16 protein-coding genes are annotated in these 18045 nt (G+C 62.3%); 8 read left to right on the top strand and 8 right to left on the bottom strand.

The genetic code is table 11. The features are described from left to right. Positions 1-5: 5 nt before the first annotated feature. Both ACD590_RS33170 and ACD590_RS33165 read left to right on the top strand, forming a co-directional pair. A complete protein-coding gene (locus tag ACD590_RS33170; RefSeq protein ID WP_247264539.1) occupies positions 6-869 on the top strand; it encodes a glycerophosphodiester phosphodiesterase in 864 nt (287 codons plus the stop codon). Positions 870-997: 128 nt separating this feature from the next. After that, positions 998-2656: a tetratricopeptide repeat-containing diguanylate cyclase gene (locus ACD590_RS33165; protein ID WP_334545493.1), complete on the top strand. Its 1659-nt coding sequence runs from the start codon at positions 998-1000 to the stop codon at positions 2654-2656. Positions 2657-2731: 75 nt separating this feature from the next. On the opposite strand, the gene ACD590_RS33160 is transcribed toward ACD590_RS33165, so the two are convergent. The 7 genes from ACD590_RS33160 to ACD590_RS33130 all read right to left on the bottom strand — a co-directional run bounded on the left by ACD590_RS33160 (position 2732) and on the right by ACD590_RS33130 (position 9919). Next, complete coding sequence (locus ACD590_RS33160; RefSeq protein WP_439004259.1) at positions 2732-3541, bottom strand: inositol monophosphatase family protein; 810 nt, start codon at positions 3539-3541, stop codon at positions 2732-2734. Then, positions 3541-4545 carry a LacI family DNA-binding transcriptional regulator gene (locus ACD590_RS33155; RefSeq protein WP_247264542.1) on the bottom strand — a complete coding sequence of 335 codons (1005 nt, stop codon included), beginning with the start codon at positions 4543-4545 and terminating at the stop codon, positions 3541-3543. The genes ACD590_RS33160 and ACD590_RS33155 overlap by 1 nt, the downstream gene beginning before the upstream one ends. Continuing rightward, complete coding sequence (locus ACD590_RS33150; RefSeq protein WP_247264543.1) at positions 4529-5308, bottom strand: glycerophosphodiester phosphodiesterase; 780 nt, start codon at positions 5306-5308, stop codon at positions 4529-4531. Before ACD590_RS33150 ends, ACD590_RS33155 begins: the two co-directional genes overlap by 17 nt. Further along, entirely contained in the window at positions 5308-6363 is a 1056-nt protein-coding gene (locus ACD590_RS33145; protein ID WP_018247003.1) for an ABC transporter ATP-binding protein, read from the bottom strand. Before ACD590_RS33145 ends, ACD590_RS33150 begins: the two co-directional genes overlap by 1 nt. After that, the gene (locus ACD590_RS33140) at positions 6363-7205 is read right to left on the bottom strand and encodes a carbohydrate ABC transporter permease (protein WP_439004258.1); all 843 of its coding nucleotides are present in this window, start codon (positions 7203-7205) and stop codon (positions 6363-6365) included. The genes ACD590_RS33145 and ACD590_RS33140 overlap by 1 nt, the downstream gene beginning before the upstream one ends. 2 nt (positions 7206-7207) lie before the next feature. Beyond that, the gene (locus ACD590_RS33135; RefSeq protein WP_439004257.1) at positions 7208-8509 is read right to left on the bottom strand and encodes a carbohydrate ABC transporter permease; all 1302 of its coding nucleotides are present in this window, start codon (positions 8507-8509) and stop codon (positions 7208-7210) included. Between the two features lie 63 nt (positions 8510-8572). Beyond that, positions 8573-9919, bottom strand: a complete 1347-nt coding sequence (locus ACD590_RS33130) for an extracellular solute-binding protein (RefSeq protein ID WP_247264544.1) — start codon at positions 9917-9919, stop codon at positions 8573-8575. Positions 9920-10166: 247 nt separating this feature from the next. Here ACD590_RS33130 and ACD590_RS33125 point away from each other — a divergent pair, with 247 nt between their 5' ends. After that, positions 10167-10625 (top strand): YbaK/EbsC family protein, encoded by a 459-nt coding sequence (locus ACD590_RS33125; protein ID WP_003549231.1) that lies wholly within the window; start codon positions 10167-10169, stop codon positions 10623-10625. Positions 10626-10709: 84 nt separating this feature from the next. After that, a complete protein-coding gene (locus ACD590_RS33120) occupies positions 10710-11705 on the top strand; it encodes a Tim44 domain-containing protein (RefSeq protein ID WP_247264545.1) in 996 nt (331 codons plus the stop codon). Between the two features lie 131 nt (positions 11706-11836). On the opposite strand, the gene ACD590_RS33115 is transcribed toward ACD590_RS33120, so the two are convergent. After that, complete coding sequence (locus ACD590_RS33115) at positions 11837-12868, bottom strand: hydroxyacid dehydrogenase (protein WP_247264546.1); 1032 nt, start codon at positions 12866-12868, stop codon at positions 11837-11839. Between the two features lie 276 nt (positions 12869-13144). On the opposite strand from ACD590_RS33115, the gene ACD590_RS33110 reads away from it, so the two are divergent. The 4 genes from ACD590_RS33110 to ACD590_RS33095 all read left to right on the top strand — a co-directional run bounded on the left by ACD590_RS33110 (position 13145) and on the right by ACD590_RS33095 (position 18041). Next, a complete protein-coding gene (locus ACD590_RS33110; protein WP_018247009.1) occupies positions 13145-13744 on the top strand; it encodes a HupE/UreJ family protein in 600 nt (199 codons plus the stop codon). Between the two features lie 280 nt (positions 13745-14024). Continuing rightward, positions 14025-14603, top strand: coding sequence for a GbsR/MarR family transcriptional regulator (locus ACD590_RS33105; protein ID WP_026188818.1), 579 nt, complete (start codon positions 14025-14027; stop codon positions 14601-14603). Between the two features lie 4 nt (positions 14604-14607). Then, positions 14608-16353, top strand: a complete 1746-nt coding sequence (gene cydD / locus ACD590_RS33100) for a thiol reductant ABC exporter subunit CydD (RefSeq protein ID WP_168278600.1) — start codon at positions 14608-14610, stop codon at positions 16351-16353. Then, positions 16350-18041, top strand: a complete 1692-nt coding sequence (locus ACD590_RS33095; protein WP_130654144.1) for an amino acid ABC transporter ATP-binding/permease protein — start codon at positions 16350-16352, stop codon at positions 18039-18041. Before cydD ends, ACD590_RS33095 begins: the two co-directional genes overlap by 4 nt. Positions 18042-18045: the final 4 nt, after the last annotated feature.

Here is an 18045-nt window from a genome sequence, read left to right as displayed (position 1 = left end):
TGCAGATGACGAAATTGCTGGATGCGCAGGGCCTGGAGATTTCACATGAGGGGCATCGCACCCGCCTGAAATGGCACCGATTGCGCAAGCGGTTTGCCGATCCGTTGTTCTCAGCCGAAGTGATGGCGGAGGGATTTGCGTCAGGCGCCTCGATGGAGCTCGATCTGCGCGTGCGCGCCGATGGCGGTTTCGTCGTGCTGCACGACGAGGACCTCGAAGGTGAAACGACCGGGCATGGACCGATCACCGAAAAGAGCATCGGTGACCTCGGCGATATCAGAATGCAGGAGGGCGACCGGCCGCTGATCCTCAGTGAGGATCTCGCCGCCATGATGCAATCGACGAATCCGGCCGCGCTGCTGCAATTCGATATGAAGGACGATTACGAGGCGATCGGCGCCAGGGGCATTGAGCATCTTGCCGAGCATTTCCGCGATATCGCGGCCTCGGTGATCGTCAGCGGCGACAGTCTCGATCTCATCGTCGCGGTCAAGGAGAAGCTCCCGCATCTGCTGCGTGGGATCGACCCCACCGACAAGCTCTACGATATCAGCAAGGCTCGCGGCTGGAAGGCGGTCGAGGCGGAATTGCGCGCCGACCTGCTCGGCCCGACGGAACCGGACACGATCTATCTCAATTGGCGGCTGATCCTTAATGCCGCCAATGAAGGTCTCGACATGATCGCGCTCTGCCAGGAGCAAGGCAAACGCGTCGATGCCTGGACCTTCACCCTGAAGGATCCAGAGGCCGGCTTCAGTGAAGAGGAATGGCTGAGCTTTTCGGCGCTGATGGCCCTGAAGCCGGATCAGATCACCACCGACGAGGCGCCGGCGACCGAACGCGCCTGGGAACGCCGCATAGCGGATTAACCGGCGGGCGTCGGCGCATGGTGTCGAAAGATATGAGAGATTTTCGATAGCCTATTTCCGGGCTTGTCGCGTACTTTTTGCAATTTGCATCATTTTAAACTTCTGATGCTATCCATATCAGCAGACAAATGTTGGTGTTCGAGATGCAAGTTGTTGATACTGAAGCAGTTACTCAGCAGGCAAATCCCAACTTACAAGAAGCGTGGCATCTTGGATGTACAGGCCATTCGCTTGAGGCACTCGCACTGGCCGGCGAAATCCTTGCTGATGCCAAGGCGCGGGGCGACGATCGGCTCGCCGCGCAATGCGACACCGACATTGCCTGGTACTGTTTTCAAATCGGCAAGGCCGAACTTGGGCTGACGCATATCCGGCGGGCGGTAGACTTCTGGAAATTGAACGGGGAGCGCAAACAGGAAGCCTGCGCCCGGGCGTATTTCGGATGGCTGCTCTTGGAATTGGGCTTGCCGGAGGAAGCGATCGAAGAAGCGACCCGCGCCTTGGATCTGGCCGACAAGACAGCAGACCCGAAAGCGCAAAGCCTGGCGACCAACGTCGTTGGAATCATCTTCTGGTACAACAAGCAGCCCGACCGGGCCATCTTGATGAGCGAGAGGTCCGTCGAACTCGCCAGGTTGATTGGCGACAGAACCTATGAATGCTGGTGGCTGATCAATCTCGGCGGCGCTCATTCGGAAGGCGGATATATCGCGGAGGCGCTCGGTCGGCCGGAGGAAGGACACCAGATGCTGGTCAGAGCACTGGAACTGACCGAACAGGCGCTCGACATCGCAACCGAGATCGGCGACAGCTGGGCTGCTCGTATCTGCCTCGGCAACAAAGCCGAGTTCCACAGCCATCTGGGCGAGCATGACAAGGCGCTGCAATGCATGGAGCGCTACCGGCTGTTTCAAGAGAACAGCTATGTCCGGGACAGGCAGCAATATCTCTACACCCTGGGCCAGATCTACAACAATTCCGGAAAATTCACGGAAGCCCTGTCGCCGCTGCTCGAGGCGCTGGAGCTGATCGACGCCGGCGGCAGTTTCGATTCCTATGTTCAGATCTATCTTTATCTGTCGCAGGCCTATGAGGGGCTGGGGCAGTTCGATCAGGCGCTGGAGGCACATAAGAAATACCACCAGGCCTATTTGCGCAATAGCGCCGAGAGTACCCAGCGGCGCGCACGTCTCGCCGAAATCTACTATGAAACCAAACGGTTCAAGGAAGTTGCCGAAACGGAGTCGAAGCGCGCAGAAACGCTGGAGGCCTCCTATCAGAAATTGCAGGAGCAAACCGATATCCTTGCCAATGCCGTCTATCTGGACGCACTGACCGGGCTCTATAATCGCAAATATCTCGACAGCCGGTTTAAAGCGCTGACATCTGAGAAACGTCCATATTCGATCGCGATGCTGGATGTCGATCACTTCAAGTCGATCAACGATAACTTCTCTCACATGATCGGCGACCGGGTCCTGAGTGCCATTGGAACTATACTGCGCGGCCAGCTGCGCATTACCGATCAGGCAATTCGCTTTGGCGGCGAGGAATTCGTCGTCTTGCTCGCCGGCACTCCCCGAGGCGCTACCGATATCTGCGAGAAGTTGCGTTCGGCCATTGAGCGGTGGGACTGGTCCGAGGTCTGCAACGGGCTGCATGTGACGATCAGCATCGGTGTCGCCGGTAGTACTCTATCCACCAATTCTCCGAACGAGATTTTGGCGATCGCAGATCAGAATCTCTATGCGGCGAAAAAGAGCGGCCGCAATCGCGTTGTTGCGTAACGGGCGTTCCGTAACTTTCGGGCGAAGTTCGCAGTCTCACAAATCGGGCGGATCGCGTCTGTGGGAGAGGTGTATCTATAGCCCCTCGATGTCGAGAATGAACGCGAATTCGCCGGCAAGCCCCGGCGAGTAGGCGATGATGGGTCCGCCCTGTGCAAGCAGCCTATCGACCGGCGGCATCGCCACCACAGCGCCGGCCTCTTCGGCGATCAGCGCGCCGGCGAGCATGTCCCAGGCATTGAGGTGGCGTTCGTAATAGAGATCGGCAGCACCCTCGGCGACACGAACGAGGTCGATCGCGGCCGCGCCCATGCGGCGATAATCCATGCCGCGTTCGTGGAGCCGCCGCGAGAGCGCGAGATGGTCGTCGAAGCTCGTCTTGCGGGAATGGCCGAGAATGACAAGCGCATTGGCTGGATCGGCGGTCGCCGCCGCATGGACCGGAATCTCGTCCTTGAAGGCGCCACCGCCGCGGACGGCGTGAAAGACTTTGTCTCCGGCGGCGTCGTAGACCACGCCGACCTCCACCTTTCCGCCGACGACAAAGGCGATCGAGACACCCCAGTGCCGGAAGCCCCTGATATAGTTGGTCGTGCCGTCGATCGGATCGACGACCCAGGTGCCGTCCTTACCCGATCGTCCGCCGCTCTCTTCACCCATGAAACTATCACCCGGAAAGCGCGAGAGCAGCCCGTTGTGGATCGCCTGCTCGGCCCTCCTGTCGGCGATGGTGACGAAATCCTGCAATCCCTTGTTCTCGACGGCGAGGGTTCCGGGGTCAGAGTCGCGCCGAAACCGGGCCGTCTCCCGTCCGACCTCGAGGGCAACGGTGATGGCGACCTCCGCCCGTGCGCGGATGGCAGCGGCGTCGAATGCGGAATTCATCAGGCAGTCCTTCTTCTGATCAGTGTCACCGGCGTGAATTCGACTCGCGCCGTCAGGTCCGGCTCGGCCATCCGGCTCATCAGCAGGTCGACCGTCTTTTCGGCCTGGACGTCGCAGGGTTGGCGGATGGTCGTCAGATTGTAGGCGGTCCAGCTCGCCTGAGGAATGTCGTCATGGCCGATGATGCGCAGCGGCGGCGCATCATCACGGCCGCGGCCCTGCAAGACGCGGTCGATCACGCCGCAGGCCATGTAATCGTTGGCGCAGAACAGCCCGTCGATGCCGGATGCGGCAAGTTCGGCTGCCGCATCATAGCCGCTCCGGTAATCATTGATCCTGATCTGCAGGAACTGCGCCTCGACGCCGAGCTGCTTGCAGCGTGCGATGAAGGCCTCGCTGCGCCGCCGCGCCGTATAGGATATGGCGGGGGCGGCCATTACAGCGGGCTTTCGCACGCCGCTGTCGATCAGGTGGGTGGCGGCGAGATGGCCGGCCATGCGGTCGTCCGAGATGATGCGGTCGACGAAGGGGATGTCGTTGCCCTTGTTGATCAGCACGATCGGCACGCCTTCGGCCGCGCATTGCTCGCAGATCTCGGTCGGCGGGGCGTCCGAGGTGACGATGACGCCCGACACGGCGTAATGGAGCAGCTGGCCGATGACGGTCGAGGTGTCCGCCTCTTGCGAGGTCGGCAGCAGGATGGGACGGAAATTGCGGGCGATCAGCACTCTCGCCAGATTCTCGATCTGCAACGTGCGAAACGGATTGTCGAGGCCGGCGGCGACGACGCCGACGAGATCGGAGCGTTTGTTGGTCAGGCTTCGGGCAAGATAGTTGACCCGGTAGCCAAGTTCCTTGGCGGCCTGATAGACCTTCTCGCGCGTCTTCGGCGAGACGCTGGCATCCGGGGTGAAGGCGCGCGAGACGGCAGCGCGCGAGACGCCGGCCACACGCGCCACGTCGAAGGAGGTTGCCTTGCGTGGTCCCTTATCCCTGTCTGCCAACTGCATTTTCCTTAACCGCAGGCGGCCGCATCAGATCGGGCAGATCCGTGCAGATGCCGAGAACCGGAAGCTTCATGATGTCATCGAGAATGGCCCGCCGCTCCTCGTGCCAGAGCACGATCTCGCGGCCGGCCTCGAAAGCGCGGCGCATCAGCGCGTCGGTCACCAGATCCTGCGGACGCTCGCCTGCCCTCTCCCAGCAGAGGTGCAGGATATCGGCGCCGGCCTCGTCGCCGAGCGCATGCGGATCGTGGCCGACACGGATCAGCACCGAGAGCGGAAAATCGCAGGCGGCGTCGCTGAGTTCGCGCACCTGCGCCGTGTCGAAGGAGCCGAGGCAGGCGAAACGCTGGTTCATCTCGACAAGGTGCCGCCAGCAGCGCATGCCGGTTCCAGGCGCCTTCAGCTCGACATAGAGACCGGTCCCGGTCTCGCGGCCGAGTGCGGCGACCTGCGAAAAACTCGGCACGTCGACGCCGTCAAGTGCGCCAAGCTCCGCCGCCGTCATTTCGGAAATGCGGCGGTCGATGCCGAAGACACGCTCGAGATGGTCGTCATGCGAGACGACGACCACGCCGTCCTTGGTCAGTTGCGTGTCGAGCTCCCACATCTCAGCGCCGAGTTCGGCAGCGCGGCGGAAGGCGGCAAGGGTGTTCTCGCGTTCATGGCCGCTTGCGCCACGATGGCCGATGCAAAAGGGAAGCCGACCCTTGCCTGACGGCCAGCCGTAACGCTGGAAAAATGCTGAGAAATCTCGGGTCATCAGAGCCTCCTGCCATTTTCGTCGAAGACGAATATGCCGCGGCTGTCGATCGCCCACCGGACGTCGTCGCCGACGTGAACATCGCTGCGCACCGGCTGGATGGAGCGCAGCAGCGGTCCGCCGGCAAGAGCCACGTCGTAGAGGTTCTCGCGACCTTGCGTTTCGGCGAAGGTGATCTTGCCGGGCACGGTGATGTCGCCTGCCGGCGTAAAATGTTCCGGCCGGACACCGAGCATCAGCTTCGTGCCCTCGGCGGCTCCGACGGTATCGGGCAGCGGCACGCGGATCTCGCTTTGCGGGATTGTGAAGGCGCCATTGTCCACAACGCCGCGCAGGAAGGTGATCGGCGGATTACCAAGGAAGCCGGCAACGAAGGCGGTCTTCGGATCATTGTACATCTCGGCCGGCGTAGCGATCTGGACGATCTCGCCTTCCTTCATGATGGCGATGCGGTCACACATGCTCATCGCCTCCACCTGGTCATGGGTGACGAGAATGGCGGTGATGCCGGTCTCGCGCTGCAGGCGGCGGATTTCCGATCGCATTTCGAGGCGCAGCTTGGCGTCGAGATTGGCGAGCGGTTCATCGAGCAGCAGCACATCTGGCTTGCGGATCAGCGCGCGCGCCAGCGCCACGCGCTGCTGCTGGCCACCGGAAAGCTCGGCCGGCCTGCGGCCCATCAGGTTGCCGATCTGCACGAGGGCGGCGATACGGTCGACCTCCTTGCGGATCTCGGCGGCGGGCATGCCCTTCACCTTCAGCGGAAAACCGATGTTCTCGGTAACCGTCATGTGCGGATAGAGCGCATAGGACTGGAAAACGACGCCGACATTGCGAGCCTGGCTCGGCAGGTCGGTGACGTCGCGGTCGCCGAAGAGGATGCGTCCGCCGCTCGGCCGGTGGATGCCGCAGACGGAAAAGAGCGTCGTCGATTTGCCGCAACCGGAAGGGCCGAGCAGCGCCAGCATCTCGCCGCTGCCGACTTCGAGCCGCATGTTCTCGATGACCTTGGTGGAGCCGAAGCTCTTCGAAAAATTGTCGAGGAGGATGCGCATCAGCCTTTGCTCCCGCCGCCGTAGATGTTCATGAGATATTTGTTGAAGAGCGCATAAACGATCAGCACCGGAACGAGGTAGAAGACGCCGACCGCCTTGAACATGTTGAAATCATAGTTGTTGTCGTCGGCGAGGAAGGCCGCGAGATAGACCGAAAGCACCTGCACCTGATTACCAGGTGCCAGCACCTGCGGCAGGATGAACTCGCCCCAGCCGGAGAGGAAAGAGAACAGGCCGAGCGCCATGATGCCGGGCTTGACCTGCGGCAGCACGAGGCTGCGCCAGACCCGGAAGCGCGAGGCGCCGTCGACGACGCCGGCCATTTCGATTTCCCACGGCACGGTGTCGTAGAAGCCCTTCATCAGCCAGATGCCGAGCGGCAGGTCAATCGCCGCCTTCACCAGGATGACCCCGATCAGCGAATTGTAGAGACCGATCATCTGCAGCACGATGAAGATGGCGATGATCAGCGTCACCGACGGGAAGGCATGCAGCACCATGACGCCGGCAAGGAAGAAGCCGCGCGCCGGCACGTTCAGCCGCGATAGCACATAGCCCGCCATCGATGAGACGATGAGCACGAGGCTGGTGGTGCAGGCCGAAAAGAGCAATGTATTCAGCGTCACCTGCCAGATGTTTGCCTTGCCTTCCGTCGTATGCCAGAGGAATCGCCAGTGACTAAGCGTCAAGCCGGAGGGCAGCAGAGCGTCCGCCTGCTTGACGGTCACCGTGTCTAGGAAGAGATAGACATACATCAGGAGCAGCGGCAGGCTGACGATGGTCAGCGCCGATATGACAGGCCAGCTGCGATAATTTGCCGAGGGCTGCGATCGTTCGGCCATGGTCAATCCTCGATCAAGGGCTTGGCGACAAGCGTGCCGTAGTTGAAGACGCGCAGATAAAGGAGCGACAGCATGACGCCGATGACGACGAGCACCAGCGCCATGGCGGCACCCAACCCGTATTCGAGATTGCCGGCATAGTTTCTGAGCGCAGTGTGATAGGCGGAGAGCGCCCAGACCTCGGTCGCGTTGCCCGGTCCGCCATTGGTGGCAAGCAGGATTTCATTGAAGGAGGCAAGGAGCGACAAGGTTTGGTAGCAGGTAACGAAGAGGATCGGCCAACGCATCTGCGGCAGGATGATGTAGCGGATCTGCTGCCAGCGCGAAGCGCCGTCGACCTCGCTCGCATAGAACTGGCTCTTCGGAATGGCCTTCATCGCCGAGGAGAAAACCAACATGCCCATCGAGGCGCCGATGAAGCCGTTGATCAGCACGACGAAGAACCATGCGTTATAGGCGTTGTCGAGAAGGTAGTTCTTCGGCGGATAGCCGAACTTGCCCATCAGGATCGAAATGAAGCCGGTATCCCAGGCAAGCCACTTCCATAGCATGACGTAGATGACGACGGGGGTAATGCGCGGCAGGAGCCAGATGCCGCGGAAGATCGAGGCTGGCATCGGCGGCATGTAATGCGTCCAGATGGCAAGCAGCAGCGCATAGCCGACATTGAACAGCATCAGCACCAGCGCGACGTAGAGCACGGTATTCAAGAGCACGCGCGCCATGTCGGGTGAGGTGGTCATGCGCGAGAAATTGTCGGTCGTCCAAACCCAGCCGGTATAAGTGGCCTTGGCGACCGTTTCCTTCTGCTCAGGTGTCAGTTTGAAACCCAGACCATCCAGCGCCGAAAAGAGTTGTTCCTTGCTGTCGAAGCGGGTGTTGAGGACGGAGCGGTTGAACTGTTCGGAAATCTGCTTGACGTCGCGCGTCGAAGGCCGGTCGGCGAGATCCTTGAGCATGCGCTCGACGTCGCGGCGTGCCGTGAACACCTCACCTGCATGTTTGGCGCGCAATTCCCCAGCAATCCCCGGCGCAAGCCCGAGACCTTCAACGGCCTTGAGGCCCGCCTCGTCGATCGCGTAGCGCGGTTCGGCCATCTCGGCGGCAATGTCTGGTACCGCCGATTTCAGCGCGATCAGGGAATTCGGTGCGATCTGGTAGACACCGCCGGATATGCCGGTCGCCGTCGTCATGCTGGTCATCGAGAAGACCGCCGTCAGAACGACCGGCATCAGGAAGAAGAGGATGATCATGATCGCGGCAGGCGCGATCATCACCAGTCCGAGCGTTCTGGACGATTTCATGGAAGCCCCCTCGTCGCGGACCGACCGGGCGGCGCTGCCGCCGCCCGGAAGAGTGCTTCAATCTTAACGGATGACGATCTTGGCGCCGAGCGTGCTCTTCAGCTCGCTCTCTGCATCACTGACCGCGGCGTCTACGGTCTTGGCGCCGGTCCAGGATGCTTCGAGGTTCTTCCACATGATGTTCCAATATTTGCCGAAATCGGAATTGTTCGGCATGGCATTGGCATGCGGCAGCAGGCGCTCGGTGGCTTCGCGGGTCCAGCGGTCAGCCGAGTAGAAGTCGACCGTCGATTCCGACTTGGAGATGCCGAGATGGGCTGATTTGACCGCATGCAGCGCGTTGGTGCGCGGCTCGGAGGCGATCTTGACCAGCTGGGCGGCGATCTCGGTGTCTTCCTTGTCGTGGCCTGCGGTCAGAAGGTAGACGAGTGGATGGGTCAGCGTGTTGGCCTTACCGCCTTCGCCGGCGGGGATCAGCGTGAAGATCACGTTGCCGAAGAAGTCCTTCAGGCCTTCCTGGTTGACGAGGCGGGCATAGTGCCAAGTGCCACCATCCCAGATGCCGGCCTTGCCGGTGGCGACTTCCTTCCACCACTGGTCGCCCGGCATGCCGATGTGGTTCTTCTTGGTAACACCGGCCTTCACGGCATCGGCGAAGAACTGATAGGTGCGGGTCATCGCGGCCTTGTCGAAAACGAGCTTGCCGCCTTCTTCCATCGTGCCGCCGAAGCTGGTGTAGAACTGCCAGTAATCAGGGCCGTTGCTGGTGCGCGGATAAAATCCGTAGCCGGCCTGGACGAGGCCCTTGTCCTGCATCTTCTTGGCGTCTTCGAGCAGGTTCTTCATGGTGTACTTGCCGTCCTGGACGCTCTGCGGCAGCGCGTCCAGATCGGCATCGCTGTAACCGATCGCCTTCATGTAAGGCTTCCAGAAGAACATCGGGCGGGATTCAGCGTCCTGCGGGATACCATAGACGGTGCCGTTGTAGGACGCGATCTTCAACAGGTTTTCATAGATGTCGCTGAGCGGCCATGAATCGAGATCGACATAATCCTCGATCGGAACGATCAGTCCGGCCTGCGACCAGGGTGCGATGTCTTCATGGCCGCTGACGACGATATTCGGGGCGGTCTTGGCTTCGGCGGCAAGGGTCAGCGCCTGCTTGAAGTCCTCCCAGGCCGAATAGGGCTTCTTCTCGACGGTGATCTTCAGATCTTCGCCCTTGAGGGCGGCTTCACGCTGCAGCTGCTGGGCTGCGATCTCGATGGCGTCGAGGCGATAGACGTCGTTCGGGCCGGTGCCGCCGGCCCAGACGCTGATGTGAACGTCCTTGGCGAGTGCAATTGCAGAGGTCGACGCCAGGATGGCGGCTGCGACGGCAAAGGATTTCAGTGTCGGCAAAATGGTCATCTTCTTCGTCTCCCTAGAAGAGCAGTGTGAGGCCTCTTGACGGGTCAGCACTGCTGATGATGACCGCTCCGAAACCCCACGAAAACGTGGCGTATCCCGCTCTAGGGGTTGAACGTAACGGCCGAATGACAAAATTGAGCACGTGTGCAAAATTATTATGACGATGTCTGCACGACTTGCAAGCGGCGGTTTTCGACGGGCGTCTTTTACGCTTCAAATTGCGCTTTTCCTGGTCTAGCATTGCGCCATGAGCCTTGAATCTGTCCGCGCCTTTCTCAGTGCCCACGCACCCGATATCGAAATCATCGAAACCGCCGAGAGTTCCTCGACGGTGGCACTTGCCGCCGAAGCCCATGGCGTCGAGCCGGCCCAGATCGCCAAGACGATCTGCCTGCGTGTCGGCGAGCAGATGATGCTGGTCGTTGCCGGTGGCACGGCGCGGCTCGACAATCGCAAGTTCAAGGACACGTTCGGAGCCAAGGGGCGCATGCTCGATGCCGAAGAGGTCGTAGCGGTCACCAGCCATCCGGTCGGCGGCGTCTGCCCCTTCGGCCTGCCATCGCCGTTGCCCATCTATTGCGATATCTCATTGAAACGCTTCGATGAAGTCGTGCCGGCGGCCGGCTCGACGAACTCGGCCGTGCGCATCGAAACCGGACGGCTGGCTGAGCTGACTGGCGCCAGCTGGGTCGACGTCTGCCAGTAACGGAGCTGAAGAGCTTCACACGGAGGAAAGACTACCTATATTAGGTCTCAACATGCCGTGATTGCGCATGACAGGAGATCAGGAATGCCAAGTGCCGTTTCGCGTTTTGCCAAGATCGCGGCAATTGCCGCTCTGACGAGCGCTACCGTTTTTGCTTCCCTTGACGATGCCGAGGCGCGCCGCGCCGGAAGCGGCGGTTTCGGAAGCCGCGGCACGCGCACCTTCCAGGCACCGCCTGTCACCAGCACCGCGCCTGGAACCGCAGCACCGATCGAAAGGTCGATGACGCCACGTCCGCAGACCACCGCGCCTGCTACCGCGCAACAGCCCCTCGGCGCTCAGCGCCCCGGTTTCTTCGGCGGATTCGGCCGTTCGATGATCGGCGGCCTGATTGCCGGCGGCCTTCTCGGCATGCTGCTCGGTCACGGTTTCGGCGGCGGCTTCGGTTTTCTCGGCATGCTGCTGCAGATCGTCTTGATCGGCGGCGCCGTCATGCTCGCCATGCGTTATTTCGCCAACCGCCGCCAGCCTTCCTACGGCGTCGGCGGCCAGAGCCAGTCCTATAACATGTCGCCCACGAACAATTCGTCCTTCCAGATCCCGACGATCGGTTCGGGCGCCGGTTCCGGCCAGCCGTCGCGCGGCAATCGACCGAGCGACGAGATCGGGCTGGCGCAGGCCGATCTCGATCAGTTCGAGGAATTGCTGACCCAAGTGCAGACCGCTTACGGCGCCGAGGATTACGGCACCTTGCGCCGGCTGACGACGCCCGAGGCGATGTCCTATCTTGCCGAGGAACTCGGCGAAAATGCTACCAACGGCGTGCGCAACCGCGTCTCCGACGTCAAGCTGCTGCAGGGCGATATCGCCGAGGCCTGGCGCGAAGACGGCCAGGAATATGCGACGCTCGCCATGCGTTATTCCTCGATCGACGCCATGGTCGAACGCGACAGCGGCCGCGTGGTTTCCGGCGACGACCGCCACCCGAGCGAAAGCACGGAGGTTTGGACCTTCGTGCGCAGGTCTGGCGCCGATTGGAAGCTTGCGGCGATCCAGGGTGCCGAACAGCGCGCCGCCTAACGCGACGCGCCAAATCAGCATTTTGCTCTAAAGCGCGTCGCAATCTTTCAGATCCGCTCCTCGCGCTTTAGATTCTAATCTTCACGCATGTCGTTATCGCAAAACCGCCGCACACTTTTGCGCGACATGCTTTAATTCACCGCGACCGGTTTGGAACGCATGCGTGAGACTGTTTCGCGTTCCGCCCGCTTGCACCGCATCGGCGGCAGGCCGCGATCCATCAGGTCCATGTCTTCGAGCACCATGTCGCCCATCTTCTTGAAGGCGCTGTCGAGTGCTCCGGCCCGATGCGCCGAGCGGATGAAACCCTTCAGGCTTCGCACCGGATGATCGGGCGGCAGCGGCTCTTGCGGGTAGACGTCGCTCGCCGCGACGATGTGGCCCGAGGAAACGGCCGCCATCAGCGCATCGAAATCGACGACATCGGCGCGGCTGAGGAGGATGAAGGCCGCGCCTTTGCGCATGCTGGCAAAGGCCTCCGTGCTGAGAAATCCCTTGTTTTCGCTGGTGACGGCGGCGACGACGAAGACGAAATCGCTCTTCGTCAGGACGTCCTCCAGGCTCGCCGGCTCGACGCCGTTTTCCTCGAGGATCGAGCGCGGCAGCCAGGGATCGAACACTCTGATACGGGCCCTGAAGCCGGACAGTAACCGGCGCAGCGCCTTGCCAAGATCGCCGAAGCCAACGATGCCGATCTCGGAACCGGCGAGCAGCCGCGCACTCGAATTGCCCTCGCCGCCCCAGAGTTCGGTGCCCTGACGGAAGGCGACGTCCGCATCGACGATGCCGCGCGCCAAGGCCAGTGCGAAGCCGAGGCCGATTTCGGCGACCGGCTCGGCAAAGACCTGGCCTGTCGTCACGACATGGATGCCGCGCTGGAAGAGCACCTCATAGGGCATGTTGTTGAGAAGATTGCTTTCGACATTCAGGATCGAGCGCAAGGCCGGCATACGTCCCAGCGTGTCGGCCGAAAGCGGCGGCTGCCCGATGATGTAGCGCGCCTTGCCGAGGATCTCGTCGCCGAGACCGGCGATGTTCTCGGGATCGGCCTCGACGATCTCATATTTCGCATGCAGTTCGGCGCGCGCGCTGTCGCTGAAGATCAGATCGAGCGTGCGCGGCTCGGGCGCGCTGATCGCCAGCGCCCGTTTGGTATTCGTCATGGCGTCTCCTCCATCACGGCGGTCTGCGCCGTCTCTGCCGGACGATTGATAGCCTCTGTGGGGGACCGTTTCCAGTTCGATCTTGAGTCGCTGGGCGTTGGACGGAGCTATCGAAAGCGGCATCTGCCTATCAGATAAGCACTTGAATTGGCTTGTATTTCATGGAGTTTTCGTTGACGGCGAGAATTCTTTGAACTAGCGTAATGCGCGCGACTTGGAACCATGCCGGTGTTCGGCCGCCGCAGGATATTCGAAAACTCACGAGGGAATCGAGCAATGAAATCAGCAATCAAGAGCGGCCTGCTTGCCTTGGCTGCCGCAGCGCTTCCAGCCGTCGCCTCCGCCCATCCCGCCATCGGCGAAGCTGCCGGCTTCAGCCATGGCTTTGCCCATCCGATGTCTGGCCTCGATCATGTCCTCGCCATGGTGATGGTCGGTGTTTTCGCATTTCAGCTCGGCGGCCGCGCCACCTGGCTCGTGCCGACGACCTTCGTTCTGGTTATGGCACTCGGTGGTGCTCTCGGCGTTGCCGGCATTGCTGTTCCCTTCGTTGAAACGGGCATCGCGCTTTCCGTCGTCGTCCTCGGCGCCGTCGTTGCGCTCAACGTCAAGGCGCCGCTGGCCGCAGCACTCGGCATCATCGGCCTCTTCGCCATCTTCCACGGTCATGCACATGGCGCCGAAATGCCGGAAAATGCCGCTGGTGTCGCCTATGCTGCCGGCTTCATGGCCGCGACGGCGCTGCTGCATGTCGCCGGTCTCGCCATTGGTTACATCATCGGCCGCGCCGGTGAACGCCAGGGCGTCTTCGTGACGCGCACGGCAGGTGGCATTGCCGCCATTGCCGGCGTCGGCATCCTGGCCGGCTTGATCTGAGCCTGACGGCATTAACTAGGCCGCGGCCTAGACATCGCGATCCGACAGAACGCCCGGCATGCGTAACGCACCGCCGGGCGTTTCTGTGTCATCGCTGCAAAGTGCTGTGGACTTGACCCAAGTCAAATCCAGCCACGTCGCACCCGGCTATATCTAGCCAACGATCGACGAAGGGATATCCAAATTGACGCAGGCCTGCCTTGCCGATTGCCGGCGAGACGCGAAAGTCAGTATAGTGATTTCAGAAATTTCTGAAATCACAGACGCAACGGAAATGACCATGAACCTTCCGCCTCTCGTCCAGTCCTTCGTTCTCCATTTCGGCGAAATGGGATCGCGCTGGGGAATCAACCGCACGGTCGGCCAGATCTATGCCCTGCTCTTCGTTTCGCCCGCGCCGGTCTGCGCGGAGGAGATCGCCGAGTCGCTCGGCATCTCGCGCTCCAATGTTTCGATGAGCCTGCGCGAACTGCAGGCCTGGAACCTCGTCATCCTGAAACACAGGCCGGACGATCGTCGCGATTTCTTCACCACGCCGGATGATGTCTGGCACATATTGAGGACGCTTGCCGAAGAGAGAAAGAAGCGTGAAGTCGATCCGACGCTGTCGGTTCTACGTGAGATCCTGATGCAACGGCCGGCCAGCGAAGCCGAGCGGCATGCGCAGCAACGCATGAGCGAGATGCACACGCTGATCGAGCAGCTGACGCATTGGTATGAGGACGTAAAACAACTTGAAACAGAAAGGCTTGCAACACTACTCTCGCTGGGCGCGAAAGTGACCAAGCTTCTGGAGGCCAAGGACCGGGTCGTTTCGCTCGGCCGCAGCCGCCGGCCGAATCCTGCGAACAAGAGTTAGCGCCATGGGCACTGCTTTCTTCGACGCGAAGGACAGACAAGCGGCCGAGCCGTTGCCGGACGGCGATGCAGTCTCGCCCATCACCGGTCCAGATGATGCGAAAGGCGGGCTGCGCAGAGCGGCAATGCTGCAGGCGCTGGCCGCTGCCGTCTGGATCCCGCAGGCGGGGTTGTTGGCCGTCTCGGTTGGCCGCATCGCCGATGGCGGCGGATTGCATGACGTCCTCTGGCCAGCCCTCGGCATCCTTGTCCTCGGATTTGCAAGAAGCTGTCTCGACGCAGCTGGCGGCCGCCTGGCCTTTCAAGCCGCCCGCGGCGAGCTCAGCCGCAGGCGGCAGATTGCCGCCGCGGCACTTTCCATGTCGTCGCCCATCGATCGCGGCCGGCCTGCCTCGGGCAAAGCCGCGAGCGTGCTTGGCGAACAGGCCGAACTGATCGTGCCCTATCTTGCCCGTTTCCAGCCGGCGCGCATGAAGGCGAGCCTTGTGCCGCTCGTCATCCTTGCCTTCATCCTTCCAGTCTCCTGGATCGCCGCGCTGGTTTTGCTGTTCGCCGCGCCGCTGATCCCCATCTTCATGGCGCTGATCGGCTGGCGTGCTCAGGCGGCCAGCGAAAAACAGCTCGTCGCCACCGGCGGCCTCAACGGCTTCTTGCTCGATCGACTGCGCGGACTGGCGACCATCCGTGCGCTCGACGCAGTCGATGCAACGGCACTGCGCCTGCGGTCGGAGGCGGAGTCGCTGCGTGTGCGCACCATGGCGGTGCTGAAGATCGCCTTTCTGTCCTCGGCGGTGCTCGAGCTTTTCGCCGCACTCGGCGTGGCGATGATTGCCGTATATGTCGGTTTCAGCCTGCTCGGCGAGATCCGCTTCGGCACTTGGGTGGGCCGGCTCGACCTGACCGAGGGACTGTTCATCCTGCTGCTGGCACCGGCCTTCTTCGAGCCCCTGCGCGAACTCTCGGCTGTCTGGCACGATCGGGCGGCCGGCGAAGCGGCGCTGAAAGCCCTGGACGCCCTCGCTGCCGGCGGCCTGTCCATCCAAGGAACAGCCGAAGTCGCGCCAGCAGCATCTGCCGTCGTCGAAGCGCCGGCCATCCGTCTTGAGAATGTTGATTTCCGTTACAACGCCGCCGAGCCGTTGATCCTTGACGGTTTCAACCTCGATATCGCGACCGGCGAACATCTGGCGCTTCTCGGCGCAAGCGGTTCCGGCAAGTCGACGCTTCTTTCGCTCATATCAGGGCTGACGCCCTGTACCGGCGGACGCATCGTCATCGGCGGCATGGAACTTGCGGATGACACCGCTGCCGCCTTGCGGGCCAGCATGGCATGGATCGGCCAGAGACCGCATATTTTCGCAGGCACCATCGCCGGCAATATCGCGCTCGGCAGGCCCGGTATCTCAAGCGGCGACGTGACGGATGCGCTCGGCGCCGCCAGGCTCGGAAAGGTCGCCGCCGCCTATGGCAACCGGCCGCTTGGCGAAGGCGGGATCGGGCTTTCCGGCGGCGAGGCGCTACGGCTTGCGATCGCGCGGGCCGCCTGCAACCCGCGTCTCCGGATCATCCTGGCCGACGAGCCGACGGCGCATCTCGACGCCGCCACAGCCGCCGAGGTTGCCGAGAGCCTGCTTTCGCTCTCCAGGGGCCGTACTTTGATCGTTGCGACTCACGATCCGCTGCTTGCCGCCCGCATGCATCGCGCCATGCGCGTCGATGCAGACATCGTCATGAGGGAGGCCGCCGAATGAGCGGATTTGCTGCAGACCTCAAGCCGATCCTGCGTCTGTTCCTTGCCGAGCGCCGGCGTGCGCTGCTGCTCGGCGCAGCCCTTTCGGCGGCGACGATGACAGCTGGCATCGCCCTGCTCGGCCTGTCCGGCTGGTTCATCACCGCCACCTCGCTCGCCGGCCTTTCGGCCGCTGTCGCCATCACCTTCGACGTCTTTGCGCCGTCAGCCGGCATCCGCCTTCTCGCCATTGTCCGCACAGTCGCACGCTACGGCGAAAGGCTTGCGACCCATGATGCAACGCTCGGCGTGCTCGCCGCCCTGCGCGAAAGGCTGTTTCGCGGCTTTGCCGAACCGAGTGCTGCCCGCGCGCTAGCACACCGTCCCGCACGGCTGCTCTTCCGTCTGACGGCCGATATCGATGCGCTCGATTCCCTCTACCTGCGCATCCTCGTGCCGGCTGCTGTCGCGATCGGTGCAGCACTGGCGGCAAGCCTCGTGCTGGGGCTGATCCATCCCTTGTTCGGCCTGTGCTTCGGCCTTTTTCTCGCCGGTGCCGGCCTTGGCCTGCCGTTGATTGCCGGCCGGGCGGCGCGCAAACATGCCCGCCAACGCGCCCATGGCATCGAGGCGCTGCGGTCTCGAACGATCGATCTTGTCGCTGGCCAGACCGATCTGCTGATGGCCGGCCGCCTTACGGCGCAGAGGAAGGCGATTACCGCGGCCGATCGTTACGCCGCTCGCGCCGACGACCGGTTGAACCGCGTCGAGACCCTCCTGACATTCGGCTTCGGCCTTGTCTCCACCGTGCTGCTCACAGCATCGCTGCTTGCCGTTGCGGTACTTGCGGAAACGAAGGTGATTACCGCTCCTGTCGCCGCACTCGGCCTGCTTGTCGCCTTTGCGGCAGTCGAACCCTTCGCTGCGCTGCGCCGCGGTGCCCTGGAACTCGGCAGGACGCTGCTTGCGGCAAGGCGTATCGCGCCGCGGCTTGCCGTCGCGGCGGCACCTGGAGCATTGGCGGCGCCGTTGCCGGGATGCGCTTTTTCGCTGGCGAACGTATCAGCCTTCCATGAAAACTCCGCCGTGCCGGCGCTCCAGGGCATCGAGCTCGCGCTTCAACAAGGCGAACACCTGGCCATCATCGGCAGCAGCGGCGCCGGCAAGTCGAGCCTGCTTGCCCTCCTTGCCGGCGAATTGCCGGCAAAGACGGGAAGTGTTGCCGTGATGGCGACGACCTTGCTGACGCAACGGACGGAGCTCTTCGAAGACAGCCTGCGCGGCAACCTCTGTCTCGCTAACCCCAATGCGAGTGAGGCCTGCCTTCGCGAAGCGCTCGCTGCTGCCGGCCTGCTTGCCGATATTGAGGCCATGCCGGGGGGGATCGATACGCCGCTCGGCGAAGGCGGGATCGGCCTTTCCGGTGGCCAGTCGCGCCGGCTGGCGCTTGCCCGGCTCTTCCTGCGCGACACGCCACTCTGGCTGCTCGATGAGCCGACGGAGGGCCTTGACGGCGTCACCGCCCGCGACGTGCTCCGCCGTCTCTCGGCAATGGCGGCGGGCCGCTCGCTGCTGATCGCCACGCATATCCGCCGCGAGGCTGCGATCGCAGACCGCATCGCGGTCATCGAAGGCGGTCGCATCACAGAAATTTCGCGCCGCGGAGAGGCGGCGTTCGAAAAGGCGCTCGACCGGCTTCGGCCGGACTGAGCAA

Source organism: Rhizobium sp. 862_C5_N1_2 (genome assembly GCF_051811205.1).
GTDB lineage: Bacteria > Pseudomonadota > Alphaproteobacteria > Rhizobiales > Rhizobiaceae > Rhizobium > Rhizobium leguminosarum.
Note: the sequence above shows the minus strand (reverse complement) of the source record. Positions and strands in the feature narration are given on the sequence as shown.